Genomic DNA, 17612 nt, shown 5'->3' on the forward strand with positions numbered 1-17612 from the left:
TCAATTGCTTGCAAGCCTCGCAACCGAGGCCGGATGGCCAGGCCCGCCTACAGTTCCAGGTTGTCGATCAGCCGGGTCGTGCCGAGTTTGGCGGCGGCCAGCGCCACCAGCGGTTCACCCTCTTCGACTTCCTCGCGCGTGGGCGGCAGCAGGTCGCGCTGGCGCCGCACCGAAACGTAGTCCACCTTCCAGCCCCGTCCGTCCAGCGTGGCGACGGCCCCGCGCTCGAGCGCGGCGACGTCGTGGTTGCCGCCCCGCAGGTCGGCCTGCACGCGGCGCAGCGTCGCGTACAACTGCGGCGCTTCGGCGCGCTGGTCCGCGCTGAGGTAGCCGTTGCGCGAGGACAGGGCCAGGCCGTCGTCAGCGCGTATCGTCTCCTGCGGCACGATTTCGATCGGCAACTGGAACTGCCGGCACATGGCCCGCACCACCATCAACTGCTGGTAGTCCTTTTTTCCGAACACCGCCACGCGCGGCTGCACACAGGACAGCAGCTTGAGCACGACGGTCGAGACGCCGGCGAAGAAGCCGGGGCGGAACTCGCCTTCCAGGATGCCGCCCAGGTCGTCGGGCGGCTGGACGCGGAAGTTCTGCGGCTCGGGGTACATCTCGCGCTCGTCGGGCGCGAACAGCACGTACACGTTGCGGTCGCGCTCGAGCTTCTCGATGTCGGCGGGCAGTGTGCGCGGGTAGCGGTCGAAATCCTCGTTGGGCCCGAATTGCAGGCGATTGACGAAGATGCTGGCGACGACCGGGTCGCCGTGCTGGCGTGCCGTCTTCATCAAGGCGAGATGGCCTTCGTGCAGGTTGCCCATCGTGGGAACGAAAGAGACCCGGAGCTGGCCGCGCAATTGATCGCGCAATTCTTCGATGGTGTGAACGACCTTCATGGCGTTGGATTCGGTAAGGTGGGCTTGGCGGCCGGCGGGGCGGGCGGCGGGGCCGCGCGCCGGAGCCTCAGTGGGTATGGACGGAAGTGAAGGCGAGGCGCACGTAGATCGGCGCGTACGGCTCGGCCTGGGTGATCTCGAGCAGCGACTCGCGGGCCAGTTCCAGCATGGCGATGAAGTGCACGACGATCACCGGCACGCCGGCGCCGTCCTGCACGCGCTCCATGAAGAGTTCGGTGAACTCCATGTAGCGCACGTTCTGCAGCCGGCGCAGGATCTGGCTCATGTGATCGCGCACGGACAGTTCCTCGCGCGAGATGTGGTGGTGCGCATTGAGCTTGGCGCGCTTGACGATGTCGGCCCACGCGTCGCGCAGTTCCTCGACGTTGACGTCGGGCAGCCGGCGCACGGTGGTCTGTTCCAGCAGCACCTGGGCGCGCACGAAGTCCCGGCCCAGCTGGGGCAAGCGGTCCAGCTTCTGCGCCGCCAGCTTCATCTGCTCGTATTCGAGCAGGCGCCGGACGAGTTCGGCGCGCGGATCCTCGACCTCCTCGTCGGTGTCCGCCTTGCGAACGGGCAGCAGCATGCGCGACTTGATCTCGATCAGCAGCGCCGCCATGAGCAGATACTCGGCCGCCAGTTCCAGGTTGTGCTTGCGGATCTGGTCGACGTACGACAGGTACTGGCGCGTGACTTCCGCCATGGGAATGTCGAGCACGTTGAAGTTCTGCTTGCGGATCAGGTAGAGCAGCAGGTCGAGCGGCCCCTCGAAGGTCTCGAGGAACACCTCGAGCGCATCGGGGGGGATGTACAGGTCCTGGGGCAGCGCGAACAGCGGCTCGCCGTAGAGCCGGGCGATGGCAACGCCGTCGACGACGTCGGGCGTGCTGTCGACCGGGGGTTCAGCCAATGCTGCCAGCCCGTCGTTGGGGGGCGGGGAAGAGCCCATGCGGGAGATGTTCAGTCTTCAGTCTGATAGACATAGGGCTTCTGCGGCACCGTCCCGGCCTTGAAACCTTCGACGAGTTCCGGATCGATGGTCTTGTCCCACAGGCGCGCGCGACCCTGCTTCTGCTCGCTTTCGAGATTGGGGCGCCGCTGCTTCAGGTCCTGCAGGAACTGGGTGATTTCGGATTCGTAACTCTTGGCCATGACTAACCTTTGTTCTGGCATGCCGTGCCGCCGGCGCGTGGGCCGGCGGTCGGAACGTCTTCTGTGCACCCGGGAGTTTACTGCACGCCGGGCCGCGGCGCCGGCCGGACGGTCCCCTGGACGGGTGGCCGGGAGCGATGGGTGGAATTTTCTTTTTTCTGCCGGATTTGGGGAATAATTTTCATATCCTGGCGCGGATGGGACGTAAATTTGCAGTAATTTTGCGGGACTCCGTTGATAAAGTATCCGCAGTTTCCCTACTTTCCGGCAATCCCATGAGCAAATGGTCGTTCACTTCGCATCCCGCCTCCGTGGGCGAGACGTACTTCGAACATCTCGCCGCCTCGTGGGGGTTCGCGTTCCGCATGCTGATGGGGGGGCTGGCGGCCCTGGTCCATGGCCTGTTCCCGTTCCTGTGCGTGCGCACCGGTTCGTCCATCATCAAGAACCTGAACGACAGGATGGTGGTGAACCGGGTCAAGGCCGGCCACGTGCCGGCCTCGCAAGCATCGCAAGCCCGGGCGCGCTAGGGGCGGCGGGCGCGGCCCGCGGCAAGGGCGCGGCCCGCCGTGCCGCCTACCGTACGCGCATGCCCGGCTGGGCGCCCGCCACGGGCTCCAGCACATAGATGCCGGGCTGCGTCTTTTCATCGGCGTGGCTCGCGGCCAGCACCATGCCCTCGGATACACCGAACTTCATCTTGCGCGGCGCGAGGTTGGCCACCAGCACGGTCAGCTTGCCGATCAGGTCTTCCGGCTTGTAGGACGACTTGATGCCGGAGAAAACATTGCGGGTGCGGCCTTCGCCGGCATCCAGCGTCAACCGCAGCAGCTTGTCCGAGCCTTCCACGTATTCGCAATTGACGATACTGGCGATGCGCAGGTCGATCTTGGCGAAGTCGTCGATGGTGATGACGGGCGCGATCTCCTCGCCGCCGGGCGTGGGCGCCAAGGGCGCCGGCGCGGCGGGCGCTTCCAGCAGCGCGTCGAGCAGCTTGGGGTCGACCCGCTGCGCGAGGTGCTTGTAGGGCGCGATGCGCTGCGGCGGCACGACCACGTCGCGCCATTCGAAGTCGCGTCCCAGGCCGAACAGTTCGTGCGCCACCCGCCGCGTCAGCTCGGGCAGGACCGGCGCCAGCATGACCGACAGCGCCTTGAAGCCGATCATGGTGCGCGAGCAGATCTCGTGCAGTTCGCGCTTCCTGTCCGCATCGTCCAGCTGCTTGGCCAGCACCCAGGGCTGGGCCGCGTCGAAGGCCTGGTTGATGCGGTCGGCGGTGGCCATGATCTCGCGGATCGCCTTGCCGAACTCGCGCGCCTCGAAGGCGTTGCGCACGAGGGTGGCCGCGGCGTTGAGCTCGTTCTCGAGTTCGATGGGCGTCCCGCCGTCAAAGCACAGCTGTCCGTCGAAATGCTTGATCAGGAAGTTCGAGGCGCGGCTGGCGATGTTGACGTACTTGCCGACCAGGTCGCTGTTGACGCGGGCGATGAAGTCGTCGGGGTTGAAGTCCATGTCCTCGACGTGGGCGTTGAGCTTGGCCGCGATGTAGTAGCGCAGCCACTCCGGGTTCATGCCGAGGTCGAGGTAGCGCAGCGGCGAGATGCCGGTGCCGCGGCTCTTGGACATCTTCTCGCCGCTGACGGTGATGAAGCCGTGGACGTGCAGGCCGTCGGGCGTCTTGCGCTGCGCGAAGTGCAGCATCGCGGGCCAGAACAGGGCGTGGAAATAGACGATGTCCTTGCCGATGAAGTGGTACTGCTCGGTATCGGACTGCGGGTCGAGCAGCGCATCGAAGTCCAGCCCGGTCTTCTTGCAATAAGCCTTCAGCGAGGCCAGGTAGCCCACCGGCGCGTCGAGCCAGACGTAGAAATACTTGCCCGGCGCGTCGGGGATCTCGATGCCGAAGTACGGCGCGTCGCGCGAGATGTCCCAGTCCGCCAGCCTGCCTTCCTCGCCCAGCCATTCGCGGGTCTTGGCATAGACCTCGGGCTGCAGGCGCGGCGTGCCGTTGCCGTTGACGCTGCCGGTCCATTCCTGCAGGAAGGCGTAGCAGCGCGGGTCGGACAGCTTGAAGAAGAAGTGGTCCGAGCTTTTCAGCACGGGCGTGGCGCCGGTCAGGGTGGAGTACGGGTTGCGCAGGTCGGTGGGGGCGTAGACGGCCCCGCAGACCTCGCAGGAGTCGCCGTACTGGTCCTTGGCGCCGCACTTGGGGCATTCGCCCTTGATGTAGCGGTCGGCCAGGAACATGCCCTTGACCGGGTCGTAGAACTGCTCGATGGTGCGGGTCTCGATCAGGCCGGCGTCGCGCAGTTTCAGGTAGATCTGGCGCGACAGCTCGGTGTTCTCGTCGGTGTCGGTGGAGTGCCAGTGGTCGAACGCGACATGGAAGCCCTGGAGGTACTTCGGGCGTTCCGCGGCGATGCGGGCGACGAGTTCGCGCGGCGTGATGCCCTCGCTTTCCGCCTTGAGCATGATGGGCGCGCCATGGGCGTCGTCGGCGCACACGAAGTGGACCGTATGGCCTTGCATGCGCATGTTGCGGACCCAGATGTCGGCCTGGATGTACTCCATGATGTGGCCGATGTGGAAGGATCCGTTGGCGTAGGGCAGGGCGGTGGTGACGAATAGTGTGCGCGACATGGGGCGGAAACGAGGGGGCGAAGAAAGTATCGAATAAGGGATTTTAGCCGCTGGGGCGGCCGATGGCCGGGCACGGCGCTTGCGTGCGCCGCCGGGCCGCCGTTTTTGCCATACTGGGCGCAAGGAGGCATCCATGTCCATGAACACCGTTTACGCGACCCGGGAACCCGCCCGGGACGAGATCGACGCCCTGGGCGAGCCCACGGTGCTGGAATTCGGCGCGCCCTGGTGCGGGCATTGCCTGGCGGCCCAGCCGCTGATCGAGGCCGCCTTCGAGGGGCACGCCAGGGTCCGGCACCTGAAGGTCGAGGACGGCAAGGGCCGGCCGCTGGGGCGCTCGTTCGGGGTGAAGCTGTGGCCCACGCTCGTGTTCCTGGACCGGGGACGCGAAGTGGCGCGCCTGGTGCGCCCCGGCCAGGCGGGGCAGATACGCGAGGCGCTGGCCCTGATCGACCCGCCGGCCTGAAGGCGGGCGCCGTCAGGCGCGTGCCGCGCGGCCGGCGTTGCGCAGCATGTCGTAGAGCAGGTTGGCGGCCGGGGAAAGCGGCCGCCCATGCTTGGAGATCAGGCCCAGGGTGCGGCTGACGCGTGGCTGCGACAGCGGAATGCCGACCAGGGTCGCGTGCGTGGTCAGAGGCAGGGCCAGTTGCGGGACGGCGGCCACGCCCAGGCCGGCCTCCACCATGCCCAGCAGGGTCAGGATGTGGCTGACCTCGATGGCGGTCTGCGACCGCTTGCCGCTCTTGGCCAGCGCGGCCTCGATCAGCAGGCGGTTGCCGCTGCCCTTGTCGACGGTCATGACGCGTTCCCGCGTCAGGTCCTCCCAGGTGACCGACTTGCGCCGGGCCAGGGGATGGTCCTTGCGCGCGGCCAGCACGAAGTTTTCCTTGAAGATGGCCTTGAAATCGACCTCGGCCTCCTGGGTGCCGATGAAGTTCACGCCGAAATCGGCCCGGCCGGAGATGACGGCGTTCAGGACGGTGTTGGCGCCTTCGTCGATGACGCGCACCCGGATGCGCGGGTGCTTGGCGGTGAAGTCGCGCAGCACCGAGGGCAGGAAGTAATAGGCCACCGATGGTACGCAGGCCACCGTGACGAGGCCGCTCAGTTGCGCCGCGAGGTCGCTCACGCCCAGCATGGCGCTTTCCAGCTCGTCCAGTGCGGCGCGCGACCGTTCGAGGAACACGCGCCCCACATTGGTGAGCGAAACGTGCCGGGTGGTGCGGTCCAGCAGGCGCGCACCAAGAATGGCCTCGAGCTTTTCGATGCGCCGGCTGAGCGCGGGCTGGGAAAGGTGCAGGTCGTCCGCGGCCGCGCGAAAGCTGGAGCGTTCAGCCACCGCGACGAAAGCCTGCAATTCCTGGAGGTCGAAACTAATGCGTGCCATGCATCAAATTATATAAAAAATGCAATTTACTAATGCACAAGCCAGGTGCATCATTTCGTCATGCAAAAAGCCATACCTTGTGTACTGATGCGGGGCGGTACGTCCCGCGGTCCCTATTTTCGCGCCGAATGGCTGCCGCAGGACGTCGCCAAGCGTGATCAGGTGCTGCTGGCCGCCATGGGCTCGCCGCACGAACTCCAGATCGACGGGCTGGGCGGCGCGAACACGCTGACCAGCAAGGTCGCCATCGTGTCGCCCTCGACGCGTCCCGGCTGCGATGTCGACTACCTGTTTGCGCAGGTGTCGGTCGACCGAGCCCTGGTGGACACCCGTCCCAACTGCGGCAACATGCTGTCCGGCGTCGCGCCTTTCGCGATCGACCAGGGCATGGTCGCCGCCAGCGACGGCGAGACCCGCGTGCGGATCTACAATGTCAACACGAATTCGACCATCGACGCCGTGGTGCAGACGCCGGGCGGCAAGACCGAATACGAGGGCGACGCCCGCATCGACGGCGTGCCGGGCACCGGCGCGCCGATCCGGCTGAACTTCCTCGACGCCTGGGGCTCGGTCACGGGCAAGGTGTTTCCCACCGGCAACACCCAGGACGTCATCGACGGCGTGCCCGTCACGTGCATCGACGCGGCCATGCCGCTGATGATCGTGCGTGCGTCGCTGTTGGGCGTGAAGGGCGACGAGACGGCGGTCGAGCTGGATGCCGACAAGGCCATGCTCGAACGGCTGGAGGCGCTGCGCCTGGAAGCCGGCCGGCGCATGGGGCTGGGCGACGTCACGGACAGCGTCATTCCCAAGCCGGTACTGGTCAGCGCGTCGGCGGATGCGGATACGGTGGTGTCGCGGTATTTCACGCCGCACAAGTGCCACCGCTCGCATGCCGTGACCGGCGCTATCGGTGTGGCAACCGCCTTCGTGACTCCGGGCACGGTGGCGTTCGAGCTGGGCGCGCCTCGCGCGGCCGGCATGCATCGCATCGCCGTGGCGCATCCCTCGGGACGCATCGAGGTCGATGTCGAATTGCGCGGCACGGCGCCTTCGATCGAAGTGTGCGGTGCCGGCCTGATTCGCACAGCCCGGAAAATCATGGAAGGGCAGCTTTACATTCCTGCCCGCTTTTTTTAGGACCGCGTCATCCGCCATCGGGCGCTTTCATCGCGCCCGGCGGAAGCCGCTTACGCTTCGGTAGATCCGAAGAACCAAACGGAGACCCTTCAATGCAAGCCTCGTTCCGAGTGCCGGCCATCGCCGCCTTCGTCACTGCCTTTACCCTGTCCCTGGGCGCCGTCAGCGTCCAGGCCGCCTGGCCCGAGCGTCCGATCACCATCGTCGTTCCCACCGCTCCCGGCGGCGGCAACGATGCGTTCGCGCGCGTCATCGCCCAGAAGATGGGCGACAGCCTCAAGCAAAGCGTCGTGGTCGTCAACAAGGCCGGCGCGCAGGGCGCCATCGGCAGCGAGTACGTCGCGCGCGCCCCGGCGGACGGCTACACCATCCTGTTCGGCTACATCGCCACGCACGGCATCAACCCCGCGCTGCAGAAGCTGCGCTACGACCCGGTCAAGGACTTCAAGCCCATCGGCCTGCTGGCCAGCTCGCCCACGCTGCTGGTCGTGTCCTCGGCCTCCGGAATCACCTCGGTCAAGGACCTGATCGAAAAATCCAAGAAGGACCCCAAGGGTCTGAGCTACGCCTCGGCGGGTGCCGGTACCGCGCCGCACGTCACGGCCGAGCTGTTCAAGATGGTGACGGGCGCCAACATGCTGCACGTGCCGTACAAGGGTTCGGCGCCGGCGATGACCGACACGCTGGCCGGCACGACGCAAGTCATGTTCCCCAGCCTGTTCAGTGCCTATCCCCACCTGGCTTCGGGCCGGATCAAGGCCCTGGCCCTGGCCGGCGACAAGCGTTCCGACGTTCTGAAGGACGTGCCGACGCTGGAAGAACTGGGCGTCAAGGGCGTCAGCGTGCCCCAGTGGTATGCGCTGTTCGCGCCGGCCGGCACCGACGATGCCATCGTCGATCGCCTGAACAAGGAACTCAACGCCGCGCTGCATGACCCCGAAGTCATCGCCAAGTTCAAGGAGCAGGGCGCCGAGACGAAGAGCAGCACGCCGCAGGAACTGGGCGAATTCGTGAAGTCGGAAGTGGCTCGCTGGAGGAAGGTGGTGGAAGCGGCGAAGATCACGACTGAATAAGAGGCCCCCCCCTACGCGCTTCGCGCGCCCCCCAGGGGGCGGCACTGGCGGACCGGCGGAGCCGGATCCGCTGTGCCCTCGAGGGGGGCAGAGTCGTTTAGAGGGCGGTGCGGGCGGTGCTTGCACCGCCTTTTTCTTTATCAGGAGGAGATATGAAGAGGACAGTTGCAGCGGTTGCGGTGGTGGTGTCGGGTTGGGCGGTGGCGGCGGTGGCGCAGCCTATCGTGCTGCGCGACATGGGGTCGTTCCATGTCGGCGGCGAGCCTTTCGTGGTGTCGGGCGAGCCGGTGAAGGAGGTGAAGTTCACCGCCAACGGCGTGCCGCTGAAGATCGATCCCAACGGCACCTACATGGTCGGGCAGATGTACGTGCAGTACTTCATCCCCGAGCCCCGCAAGGGCGCGGTGCCGCTCTTGATGTGGCATGGCGGCGGCTTGACGGGGGTGACGTACGAGACGACGCCGGACGGCCGGCCCGGGTGGCTGAACGATTTCCTGCGCAAGGGATGGGCGGTCTACAACTCGGATGCGGTCGAACGCGGCCGCTCGGGGTGGCCGGCCACGGCCAAGCCGGTGTGGAAGGGCGATCCGGTGCTGGTCACCGCGGCCAATGCCTATGAACGCTTCCGCATCGGCGGGGCGGGATCGTGGAGCGAGGATCCGGCGCAGCGCAAGCTCCTGCCCGGCAACCAGTTCCCGGCCGACCAGATCTGGCAGTTCTCGCGGCAATTCGTGCCCCGCTGGATCACGACGGACGAACCGACGCTGAAGGCCTACCTGCAGTTGGTGGACAAGGTATGCCCGTGCGTGCTGCTGGTGCACAGCCAGGCCGGCAAGTTCGGCTTCCAGGCCGCGCAGGCGCGCCCGGACAAGATCCGCGCCGTGGTGGCGGTCGAGCCCGCCGAGGTCGGTGATGAGGACAAGGAAAAGATCGCCGCGCTGAAGTCGGTGCCCGCGCTGATGGTCTACGGCGACTACATCGAACAGGATTCGCGCTGGCCGGCGATCCGCGCCAAGGGGGCGCGCTTCGCTCAGGCGGTCAGGGAGGCCGGGGGCCAGGTGGACGAGGTCGATCTGCCCAAGGTGGGTATCAAGGGCAATTCACACATGGTGATGATGGACAAGAACAACCTCGAAGTGTCCGCGCTGATCAACGAGTGGCTGGCCAAACGCGGGTTGTACCGGTAGGTTGACGACGGCGCGGCCGAAGGCCGCGTGGGGGAGGGCTTTCCTCTTTCCTTTCAGGACAGCTCTCTTACCTCGACGTCGACGATGTCGCTGCGCTTCATGCGGTTGGCGTAGCCGCTGGTGGAGCGGGCGGGAGCCGCCGCCGCGGTGGCGCCCTCCTGGGCGTTGCCGCCGAAGCCCCAGCGGGTTTGCGAGCGCTTCCAGTAGGTATTGGCGACGAAGGGCTTGCCGCGCAGCTTGGCCACGACGTAGACGATGGCCAGGGCGACGGCGGTCGAGGCGAGGAGGATGGCCGCCATGATCATGCCGACCAGGGCGATGCCCGCCACGAAGGCGGTGCGTAGCAATTTGGCGATGGTGTCAGTCATAGATGGTGCGTCGGGCGGGAGCGGCCCGGTAACGGGCGATCAAAGCGTTTGGTCGGCCACGGGGTTGGAAAAGTTCCCGATTTTTGGGTCTTACCCTGTAAATGGGGGTCCCGCGGCCGGGTTCAATAGGGTTCTTCCGGAGTCTCGGCAGGTTCGATACGGGTGGCGATGACCTTGTCGATGCGTTTGCCATCCATATCGACCACTTCGAAGTTCCAGCCCGCCCAGTCGACTTGTTCGCCGGTGTGCGGGATGCGTCCCAGCAGCAGCATCAGCATGCCGGACAGCGTATGGTAAGTGCCCGAATCGCCTTCCGGTAGATGCTGCAAACCCAGCATATCCTCCATCTCGTGCACGTCGAGCAGGCCGTCGAGCAGCCATGAACCGTCCTCGCGCTGCACGGCCGAGGACTCCTCGGGCGCCGTGGACGTATGGAATTCGCCCACGATGGCCTCGAGCACGTCGCGCAGGGTCACCAGGCCCTGTACTTCGCCGTATTCGTCCACGACCAGCGCGGTCTGGGTGTGCGAGTCGCGGAAGTTCTGGACGAGTTCGGTACCGGTCAGCGTCTCGGGCACGTACAGTACCGGGCTCAGCCGGCTGGCGAGATCGAGCGGCTCGCCAGCCATGAGCTGGGCCAGCAGGTCCTTGGCCCGCACGAAGCCGATCACGTCCGACAGGTCTTCCCGCACGACCGGGAAGCGGGAGTAGTGCGAGCTTTCTATCTTCGCCCGCGAGACCTCGAGCGGCGCGTTGACGTCCAGGAAGACGATGTCCGAGCGCGGCACCATGAGCGAGGACAGGCGCCGTTCGTCCAGCCGGAAGACGTTGCGCACCATCAGCTGCTCGGCCTGCTCGAAGATGCCCGCCGTGGCGCCCTGGGCCATCAGCACCTGGATTTCTTCCTCGGTGACGAGCTGGTCGTTGTTTTCCTTGACGCCCATCAGCCTGAGCACCGTATCGGTGGCCAGCGACAGCAGCTTGACGAAGGGCGTGGCAATCCAGGACAGCAGGCGCATGGGCGCGGCGATCAGGCCGGCGATGGTTTCCGCATGCATCTGGCCCAGCCGCTTGGGGACCAGCTCGCCGATGATGATGGACATCAGGGTGATGACGATGACCACCAGCGTCAGCGCGATCGCGCTGGCGGCCTCGGCCAGCGCCGGGAAGTGGTCGCGGATGGCCTCGGCCAGCGGCTTGGCAAGGGCGCCTTCGCCGACGATACCGGTCAGGATGCCGATCGAGGTGATGCCGATCTGGACGGTGGAAAGGAAGCGCGTGGGGTGTTCGGCCAGTTCGAGCGCGGCGCGGGCCTTGGCATCGCCTTCGTCGGCGCGCTGCTGCAGGCGGGATTTGCGGGCGGTGACAACGGCGATCTCGCTCATGGCGAAAATGCCGTTGGCGATGAATAGAATCAGAAGTAAGCCAATTTCCATTTTTTCAGGCGGGTCGGTCAGGCGGGCATTCCCCTTTTTGTTTGGAAAACGCTTGTAACGCCAGCGAAACCGGTCTTATTTGACCGAATTTCCCCCACCTACTGTTATGAAGACCCCGTAGCATAGCCGAGGATGGCCGTATTCCAAATGAGCAATGCTACTTACGGGCGCCGCAGCCCGCGTAAACACATGGAAACAATACTCGTCGCACGATCACGGAACGCGCGCGCGATCCGCTATGCTTGCGTTTGAAAACCAATACAGCGGAAGCGTCATGAGTTTGTCAGTCGAACGGGCCTGCGCGGCCGTGCACACCATGATCGATCCTCTCTCGGGCGCCGGCGGGGCTGGCGCCGCGGTCGCGAACGGAAACGTATTGCCTGCCCCGCGGACGTGATGCGCCTGCCTTTCGCGCCCGTCCTCCTGTGCGCCTTGCTGGCCCAGCCCGCGTTCGCGGCGCGGCCCGAGATCACCATCGACCCGGGGGGCCTGCCGGCCAGTGCCCTGGAGGCCGTCACGCACGCCGTGGACAGCATGGCCGACATGGCCGACGACCAGGATGGCGGCGAAGGCATACGCCTGCGCCGCCGCGCCCGCGAGGCCACGCTGGACGCCCTGGCCACCGAAGGCTATTTCTCGCCCCAGGTCGAACTCGAGGCCGGCACCGACGTGGCCGGCCCGACCTGGGACATCACCATCGTGCCGGGCGAGCGCACCCTGGTCGAGACCGTGGACATCTCCTTCCTGGGCGCGATATCCGGTCCGGAATTCGAAGAGCGCGTCGCCAAGCTGCGGCAGGACTGGGATCTCAAGGAAGGCAGCCCCTTTCGCAACGAGGAATGGGAGACCGCCAAGCGCAATCTGCTGGACACGGCGTCCGAGCGCGACTTCCCGGTGGCCCGCCTGGTCGATACGGCGGCCGACGTGGACGCTGACCGTGCCCGGGCGGCCCTGCACATCAAGCTCGACAGCGGCCCGGCCGTGCGCCTGTCGGGCGTCGAGGTCCGCGGCCTGAAACGTGTGCCCCGGGGGACGGTCGAGCGCTATGTCCGCATCCGTCCGGGCGAGCCCTACGACCGCGACCGCATGGTCGACTGGCAGCAGACGCTCCAGTCCTCGCCGTTCTTCTCGGGCGCCAAGCTCGACATCGACCGCCAGGGCATCGCGCCCAACCATGAAGAGGATCCCGCCCTGATGCCCAAGGGGCTGGAGCCGGACCAGACGCGCACCGAGCGGGCCTACCAGGGTCCCAGCCACCTGACGCTGCCGGTGCTGGCGGACGTGGTCGAGTCGCGCCCCCGCCGCATGAGCGTCGCGCTGGGGGTGGACGATGAGGCCGGACCGCGCATCGAGACCGTCTACCGGCAGAACGTGGTCCTGGGCCAGCCGGTGGAGCTCGAGACCGGGCTGCGGCTGGACCGCCTGCGCAAGCTCGGCTATGCCGACATTCATCTCGCGCCCAACGAGAACGGCTTTCGCGACAGCTTCGGCGTGCTGGCGCAGGACTCGGACGTGCAGGGCCTGCACGTGCGGCGGCTGGCGGTGGGCGCCATCCGCGCCAAGACCTATCCCGCCGGTTTCCAGAGCCGCGTCGAGTACGAGACCCGCTACGGCGCGCGGGTCGCGCACGAAATGATCGACATCGACGGCTACAACTCCTTCACTACCAACACGGCCACCGCCACGGCCGAGATCATCCGCCGCGACGTCAACGACAAGTACGATCCGCGCGAAGGCACGCTGTTCGCGCTGGGAGCCGGCGCAGGTACCGCGCTCGATGCCAGCAATCATTTCAACCGGCTGACCGCGCGCGGCCAGTTCTGGTGGTCGCCCACCAAGCGCGACGTCATCACGGTGCGCGGCGAGGTCGGGCGCCTGTGGGCGCAGGACATCAACCGCGTGCCGGACGATTTCTCGTTCCGCACCGGCGGCGCGCGTTCGGTGCGCGGGTATCGCTACCTGGGCCTGGGGCGCCAGGTGGGCAACGCGGTGCTGGGCGATGCCGTGCTGTTCGTCGCCAGCGTGGAGGCCACGCGTTACTTCGACGACCGGCTGGGCGGGGCGATCTTCGTCGATACCGGCAACGTCGCCTCGCGCTTCTCGGACATGAAGCTGGCGACCGGCGTGGGCGCGGGCCTGCGGGTCCGCACGCCGGCGGGGCCGCTGAGCGTGGACCTGGCCTACGCGCTGCGCGACAAGAACATCCGCCTGCACTTTTCCCTGGGGATCGCATTTTGAACGGGCCCGTCACTCCTTCCCCCAAGCCCGCTCCGCGTCGCCGCCGCTGGCCCTGGGCCGTGGCGGGCGTCTTCGCGCTGGGCGTGGCCGCGGTGGCCGGCGCGGGCGCATGGATCGCGTCCTCGGCCAGCGGCGCGGCCTGGGCCGTGCGCACCGGCGTGCAGCTGGCGGGCGGGTCGGCGCGGCTGGAGGGCGTGCGCGGCTCGCTGCTGGGCGGGCTGGACATCGACACGCTGGAGCTGCGGCTGCCGACGGTGGATGCAGACCTGGAAAAGCTGCGCCTGGACGTCCGGTGGCGTGCGCTGCGCGGCGCGCGGCTGCACGTGTCCGAGCTGTCGGCGCGGCGGGCCAGGCTGAATCTGCGGCCGTCCGACGAACCCAGCACGCCGCTGACTTCGCTGCGGCTGCCGCTTGCCATCGACGTGGACAAGCTGGGGCTCGGCACGCTGGACATCGAGATGGACGGCCAGCGGCTGCCCGCCAGTTTCGACGGCATCGACCTGCGCGCGACTTCATCGGGCGCCGAGCATCGGATCCTGCTGGCCAACCTGCACGTGGCGGCCCCGCAGGCCGAGGCGACGCTGCGGGGCGAAGCCAGCGTCGGCGCCGACGCGCCGTTCCCCGTGAAGCTGGCGCTGCATGCCGGCGGCCGTCAGGCCGCGCACGCCTTCGACCTGGGCGCCTCGGCCACCGGATCGCTGGAGCGCCTGGCCTTCGCCGTGAAGGGCGACGGCGCGGGCGTGGACGTCAATGCCGAAGGGCAGGCGGCGCTGCTGGAGGGGTTTCCGCTGCGCGGGCTCAAGCTGGAACTGCGCGGCATCGATCCCTCGGCCTGGGTGCCCGGCGCGCCGTCCGCCAACCTGGGCCTGACCGCCGACCTGACGGTGGCCGGGGGCGCCGGGCCGGCGCTGCTGCAAGGCCCATTCGCGTTGACCAATTCCACGCCGCGCCCCCTGGACAAGGACGGCGTGCCGGTGGCTGCCGTCTCGGGGCGACTGAGCGCGCCGGTCGAGACTTTCGACGCGCTGGATGTCGCCGGGCTCGTGATCGAGTTCGCGGGCGGCGGGCGCCTGGCGGGCCAGATGGACTGGCGCCGCGATGCCTCGGCCGGCGACGCGGGACGCGTGCAGGGCCGGCTGCAGGCCACCGGCGTCGACGCGTCGCGGCTGCATGGTGCCGCGCTGCCGACCAAGCTGGCGGGAACGCTGGCCTTTTCGGCTGACACGGCAACCCAGTCGCTGACCGCCGACCTGTCCGACCGGTCGCGCAAGGTGCCGCTGGCGCTCAAGCTCGAGGCGGGCTTACGCGACGAGGTCGTGCGCGTGCCGCAGTTCGCGCTGACCGCCGGCGAGGCGCGCGCGACCGGCAAGGGCGAACTGCAGTTGGCCGAGCCGCGCCGCTTTGCCGCCGAGCTGCGGCTGGACCGCTTCGATCCCAGCCACTGGGTGCGCAGCGAGGCCCTGCCGCCGGCCCTGGTCTCGGCGCGGGCCGAGGTGAAAGGGGCCTTGCTGCCCGAACCGGGCGGGACGGCGCAACTGCATATCGAGGACGGCAGCCGCTGGAACGGACAGCCCCTGGGCGGACATGGCGAACTGGTCTTCGCGGGCATGCGCGTCACGCGCGCCGACGCAGCGCTTAACGCCGGCAACAACCGGCTGACGGCCAAGGGCGCGTTCGGGCGTCCGGGCGACAAACTGAATTTCGATGTGGACGCGCCACGCCTGCAGACCTTGTCGTCGTTGCTGAACGGCCGCTTGTCCGCGCGCGGCTCGTTGGGTGAAACGCTGGATGCGCCGGTGCTGGACATGACGCTGGACGCGGGCGAGCTGCAATTGCCCGGCGGCGTGCGCGTGGGCAAGGTCCAGGGCCGCGCGAACCTGGGCGGATCGCCGGTGAACGGCAAGCGTCCGCAGGGCGGGTTCGCGGCCGCGCCGGCCGACCTCGACCTGCGCATCGACAACGTGGCCGTGTCCAGCGCGCCGCAGGCCACGATGAGCCATGGAACCCTGCGCCTGCAGGGCACGATGGCACGGCACGAAGGGGCGGTGGACGCCGAGTTCGTGCCCGCCGACCGGTCGGCGCCGGCCACGCTGGCGGTCCGTTTCGACGGCGGCTGGGGTACGGGTCCGGAACGCGGCGCGCTGCCAGGGTGGCGCGGCAAGGTGGGACAGTTGGAGCTGGCCCGCGCGCCGCTGGGCATGTCGCTCGAAGCGCCGGTGGACCTGAGCTACGTGCCGGCCGCCGCGGCGCCGCAATGGCAATGGGAGGTCGGTTCCGCGGGCATCGCCCTGCGCCTGCCGGGCGGGCAGACCGGCAGGCTGGTCAACGAGGGGGCGCGCGGCGGGGGTGGCCGCTGGGAGTCGCGCGGCCGCGCCGAGGGGCTGGCCTGGGCGCCGGAGATTCTGCTGGAAGCCCTGGGCGGCAAGCCCATTCCGCGCGAGCGCATCATCGTGCTGGATGCCGAGTGGGACATGCGTTTCGCCGGTTCGCTGCAAGGGGCGGCGAACATCCGCCGCCGCTCCGGCGACCTGTGGGTGCCCGGCACGCCGCCGCTGGCGCTGGGCCTGCGCACGCTGGATGCCAGCGTGCGGGCGACGCCGGATGGCAATGCCGGCCATAGCCGCGTCGTGCTGCAAGCCCTGGTCGAGGGCGAGCGCGTGGGCAGCGTGCGGGTGGACGGCGAGGCCGGCGTGGTGGCCCGCGACGGCGCGATCGGCCTGGACCGCGACCGTCCGGCCCAGCTCGAGGCCCAGGTCGACCTGAAGGACCTGAGCTGGGTCAGCCTGTTCATTGGCGACAGCGTCGAGGTGGGCGGCAAGGTGGCGGGCTCGGCGCGCGTGACCCAGTCCGGCGGCCAGTGGCACGCCACCGGCGGGCTGCAGGGCGAAGGCATCCGGGTCGTGCGGCTGGACGATGGGCTCAGGCTTCTGGACGGCAAGCTGAAAGCGACGCTGGAGGATGACCGCATCGTGCTCGAATCCCTGCGCTTTCCCAGCGTGATCCGCGTCAACCCGCGCGATTCGCGGGTGCAGCAGTGGATCAAGAACGAGAGCCAGGGCGGCTGGATGGAGATCAGCGCCGACTGGCGGATGTCGCAGGCCTCGGGCCACGCCACCCTCAAGGCCGAACGCTTCCCCGCCATCCAGCGCGCCGACCGCTTCGTGGCCGGATCCGGACGGGTGGACATGGACATCATCCCGGACCGCATGCGTATCGCGGGCCTGTTCGAGGCCGATACCGGCTGGGTCGACATGGGCACCCAGGCGCCCGCCAAGCTGTCGGACGACGTCTACGTGCGCCGCACCGGCGAGGAACGGCAGAAGAAGACGCTGGGTATCGCCATCGACGTGGGCGCCAAGCTGGGCGAACGCTTCTACCTGCGCGGCTATGGCCTGGACACCGGCATTACCGGCGACCTGCGCATCGTCGGCATGGTGGGAGCCTTGTCCTCGAGCGGCACGGTGCGCACGCGTGGCGGCCGCTTCGATGCCTACGGCCAGACGCTGACGGTGCGCCGCGGCGTGCTGACCTTCCAGGGGCCGATCGACGATCCCTTGCTGGACGTCGTGGCGGTGCGCGTCGGTCCGCGCGTGGAGGCGGGCGTGCGCATCAGCGGCACGGCCCGCCGGCCCCGCATCGCGCTGGTTTCCACGCCCGAGGTCAGCGACGTGGAAAAACTCTCGTGGCTGCTGCTGGGGCGGGGCCCCGACGAAGGCGGGGGCGGCGCCGACGCCACGCTGTTGCTCAGTGCAGCGACTTCGCTGCTGGGACCGCAGGGCAGCGAGCCGATCTCGCGCCAACTGGGCCTGGACGAGATCGGCGTGCGCTCGGGCAACGTGGGCAGCAGCCGCGGCCTCTTGCCGGACCGTACGGTGGCGGGCGACAGTACCTCGTCGGCCTATACCCTGTCGAACAACCAGTTCCTGGTGGTGGGCAAGCGCCTGTCCGACCGGATCTACGCCAGCTTCGAGCAGGCGCTGTCCGGCCGCGACGGCGTGGTCAAGCTCAGCTACCGCCTGAGCAACCGCCTGTCGGCGGTTGCCAAGGGAGGAACGTTGAACGGCCTGGACCTGCTCTATTTCGTGCTGTTCGACGACTGAC

Annotated in this window: 14 protein-coding genes; 7 read left to right on the plus strand and 7 right to left on the minus strand. The window is 68.0% G+C overall.

The features are described from left to right. Positions 1-47 precede the first annotated feature (47 nt). From panC to EV675_RS10785, 3 genes are all read right to left on the minus strand, one after another. The gene (gene panC / locus EV675_RS10775; protein ID WP_130357233.1) at positions 48-890 is read right to left on the minus strand and encodes a pantoate--beta-alanine ligase; all 843 of its coding nucleotides are present in this window, start codon (positions 888-890) and stop codon (positions 48-50) included. A gap of 67 nt (positions 891-957) precedes the next feature. Beyond that, positions 958-1839 carry a segregation and condensation protein A gene (locus EV675_RS10780; protein ID WP_130357234.1) on the minus strand — a complete coding sequence of 294 codons (882 nt, stop codon included), beginning with the start codon at positions 1837-1839 and terminating at the stop codon, positions 958-960. A gap of 11 nt (positions 1840-1850) precedes the next feature. Continuing rightward, positions 1851-2042 carry a DUF3460 family protein gene (locus tag EV675_RS10785; RefSeq protein WP_130357235.1) on the minus strand — a complete coding sequence of 64 codons (192 nt, stop codon included), beginning with the start codon at positions 2040-2042 and terminating at the stop codon, positions 1851-1853. Positions 2043-2317: 275 nt separating this feature from the next. Between EV675_RS10785 and EV675_RS10790 the strand changes: the two genes are divergently transcribed. Further along, positions 2318-2572 carry a DUF6356 family protein gene (locus EV675_RS10790; protein ID WP_130357236.1) on the plus strand — a complete coding sequence of 85 codons (255 nt, stop codon included), beginning with the start codon at positions 2318-2320 and terminating at the stop codon, positions 2570-2572. Positions 2573-2618: 46 nt separating this feature from the next. On the opposite strand, the gene metG is transcribed toward EV675_RS10790, so the two are convergent. Beyond that, positions 2619-4682 (minus strand): methionine--tRNA ligase, encoded by a 2064-nt coding sequence (metG, locus tag EV675_RS10795; protein WP_130357237.1) that lies wholly within the window; start codon positions 4680-4682, stop codon positions 2619-2621. A 133-nt stretch (positions 4683-4815) separates the two neighbouring features. Between metG and EV675_RS10800 the strand changes: the two genes are divergently transcribed. Beyond that, complete coding sequence (locus EV675_RS10800) at positions 4816-5148, plus strand: thioredoxin family protein (RefSeq protein WP_130357238.1); 333 nt, start codon at positions 4816-4818, stop codon at positions 5146-5148. A gap of 12 nt (positions 5149-5160) precedes the next feature. Here EV675_RS10800 and EV675_RS10805 read toward each other — a convergent pair whose 3' ends face one another. Then, positions 5161-6069 (minus strand): LysR family transcriptional regulator, encoded by a 909-nt coding sequence (locus EV675_RS10805; RefSeq protein WP_087837231.1) that lies wholly within the window; start codon positions 6067-6069, stop codon positions 5161-5163. Positions 6070-6129: 60 nt separating this feature from the next. Here EV675_RS10805 and EV675_RS10810 point away from each other — a divergent pair, with 60 nt between their 5' ends. The 3 genes from EV675_RS10810 (at position 6130) to EV675_RS10820 (ending at position 9469) form a co-directional block, all read left to right on the plus strand. Then, on the plus strand, positions 6130-7209 hold the full coding sequence (locus tag EV675_RS10810; protein ID WP_130357239.1) for a 4-oxalomesaconate tautomerase: 1080 nt from the start codon (positions 6130-6132) through the stop codon (positions 7207-7209). 92 nt (positions 7210-7301) lie between these two features. Continuing rightward, the gene (locus EV675_RS10815; protein WP_130357240.1) at positions 7302-8282 is read left to right on the plus strand and encodes a Bug family tripartite tricarboxylate transporter substrate binding protein; all 981 of its coding nucleotides are present in this window, start codon (positions 7302-7304) and stop codon (positions 8280-8282) included. Between the two features lie 152 nt (positions 8283-8434). Then, positions 8435-9469: an alpha/beta hydrolase gene (locus EV675_RS10820; RefSeq protein WP_130357241.1), complete on the plus strand. Its 1035-nt coding sequence runs from the start codon at positions 8435-8437 to the stop codon at positions 9467-9469. A 53-nt stretch (positions 9470-9522) separates the two neighbouring features. Here EV675_RS10820 and EV675_RS10825 read toward each other — a convergent pair whose 3' ends face one another. Both EV675_RS10825 and EV675_RS10830 read right to left on the minus strand, forming a co-directional pair. Continuing rightward, positions 9523-9837: a hypothetical protein gene (locus EV675_RS10825; RefSeq protein WP_130357242.1), complete on the minus strand. Its 315-nt coding sequence runs from the start codon at positions 9835-9837 to the stop codon at positions 9523-9525. A 122-nt stretch (positions 9838-9959) separates the two neighbouring features. Then, the gene (locus tag EV675_RS10830) at positions 9960-11273 is read right to left on the minus strand and encodes a hemolysin family protein (protein ID WP_130357243.1); all 1314 of its coding nucleotides are present in this window, start codon (positions 11271-11273) and stop codon (positions 9960-9962) included. A gap of 396 nt (positions 11274-11669) precedes the next feature. Here EV675_RS10830 and EV675_RS10835 point away from each other — a divergent pair, with 396 nt between their 5' ends. Both EV675_RS10835 and EV675_RS10840 read left to right on the plus strand, forming a co-directional pair. Further along, entirely contained in the window at positions 11670-13511 is a 1842-nt protein-coding gene (locus EV675_RS10835) for an autotransporter assembly complex protein TamA (RefSeq protein ID WP_130357244.1), read from the plus strand. Then, a complete protein-coding gene (locus EV675_RS10840; protein WP_130357245.1) occupies positions 13508-17611 on the plus strand; it encodes a translocation/assembly module TamB domain-containing protein in 4104 nt (1367 codons plus the stop codon). The genes EV675_RS10835 and EV675_RS10840 overlap by 4 nt, the downstream gene beginning before the upstream one ends. Position 17612: the final 1 nt, after the last annotated feature.

Source organism: Pigmentiphaga kullae (genome assembly GCF_004216695.1).
GTDB classification, from domain to species: Bacteria; Pseudomonadota; Gammaproteobacteria; order Burkholderiales; family Burkholderiaceae_B; genus Pigmentiphaga; species Pigmentiphaga kullae.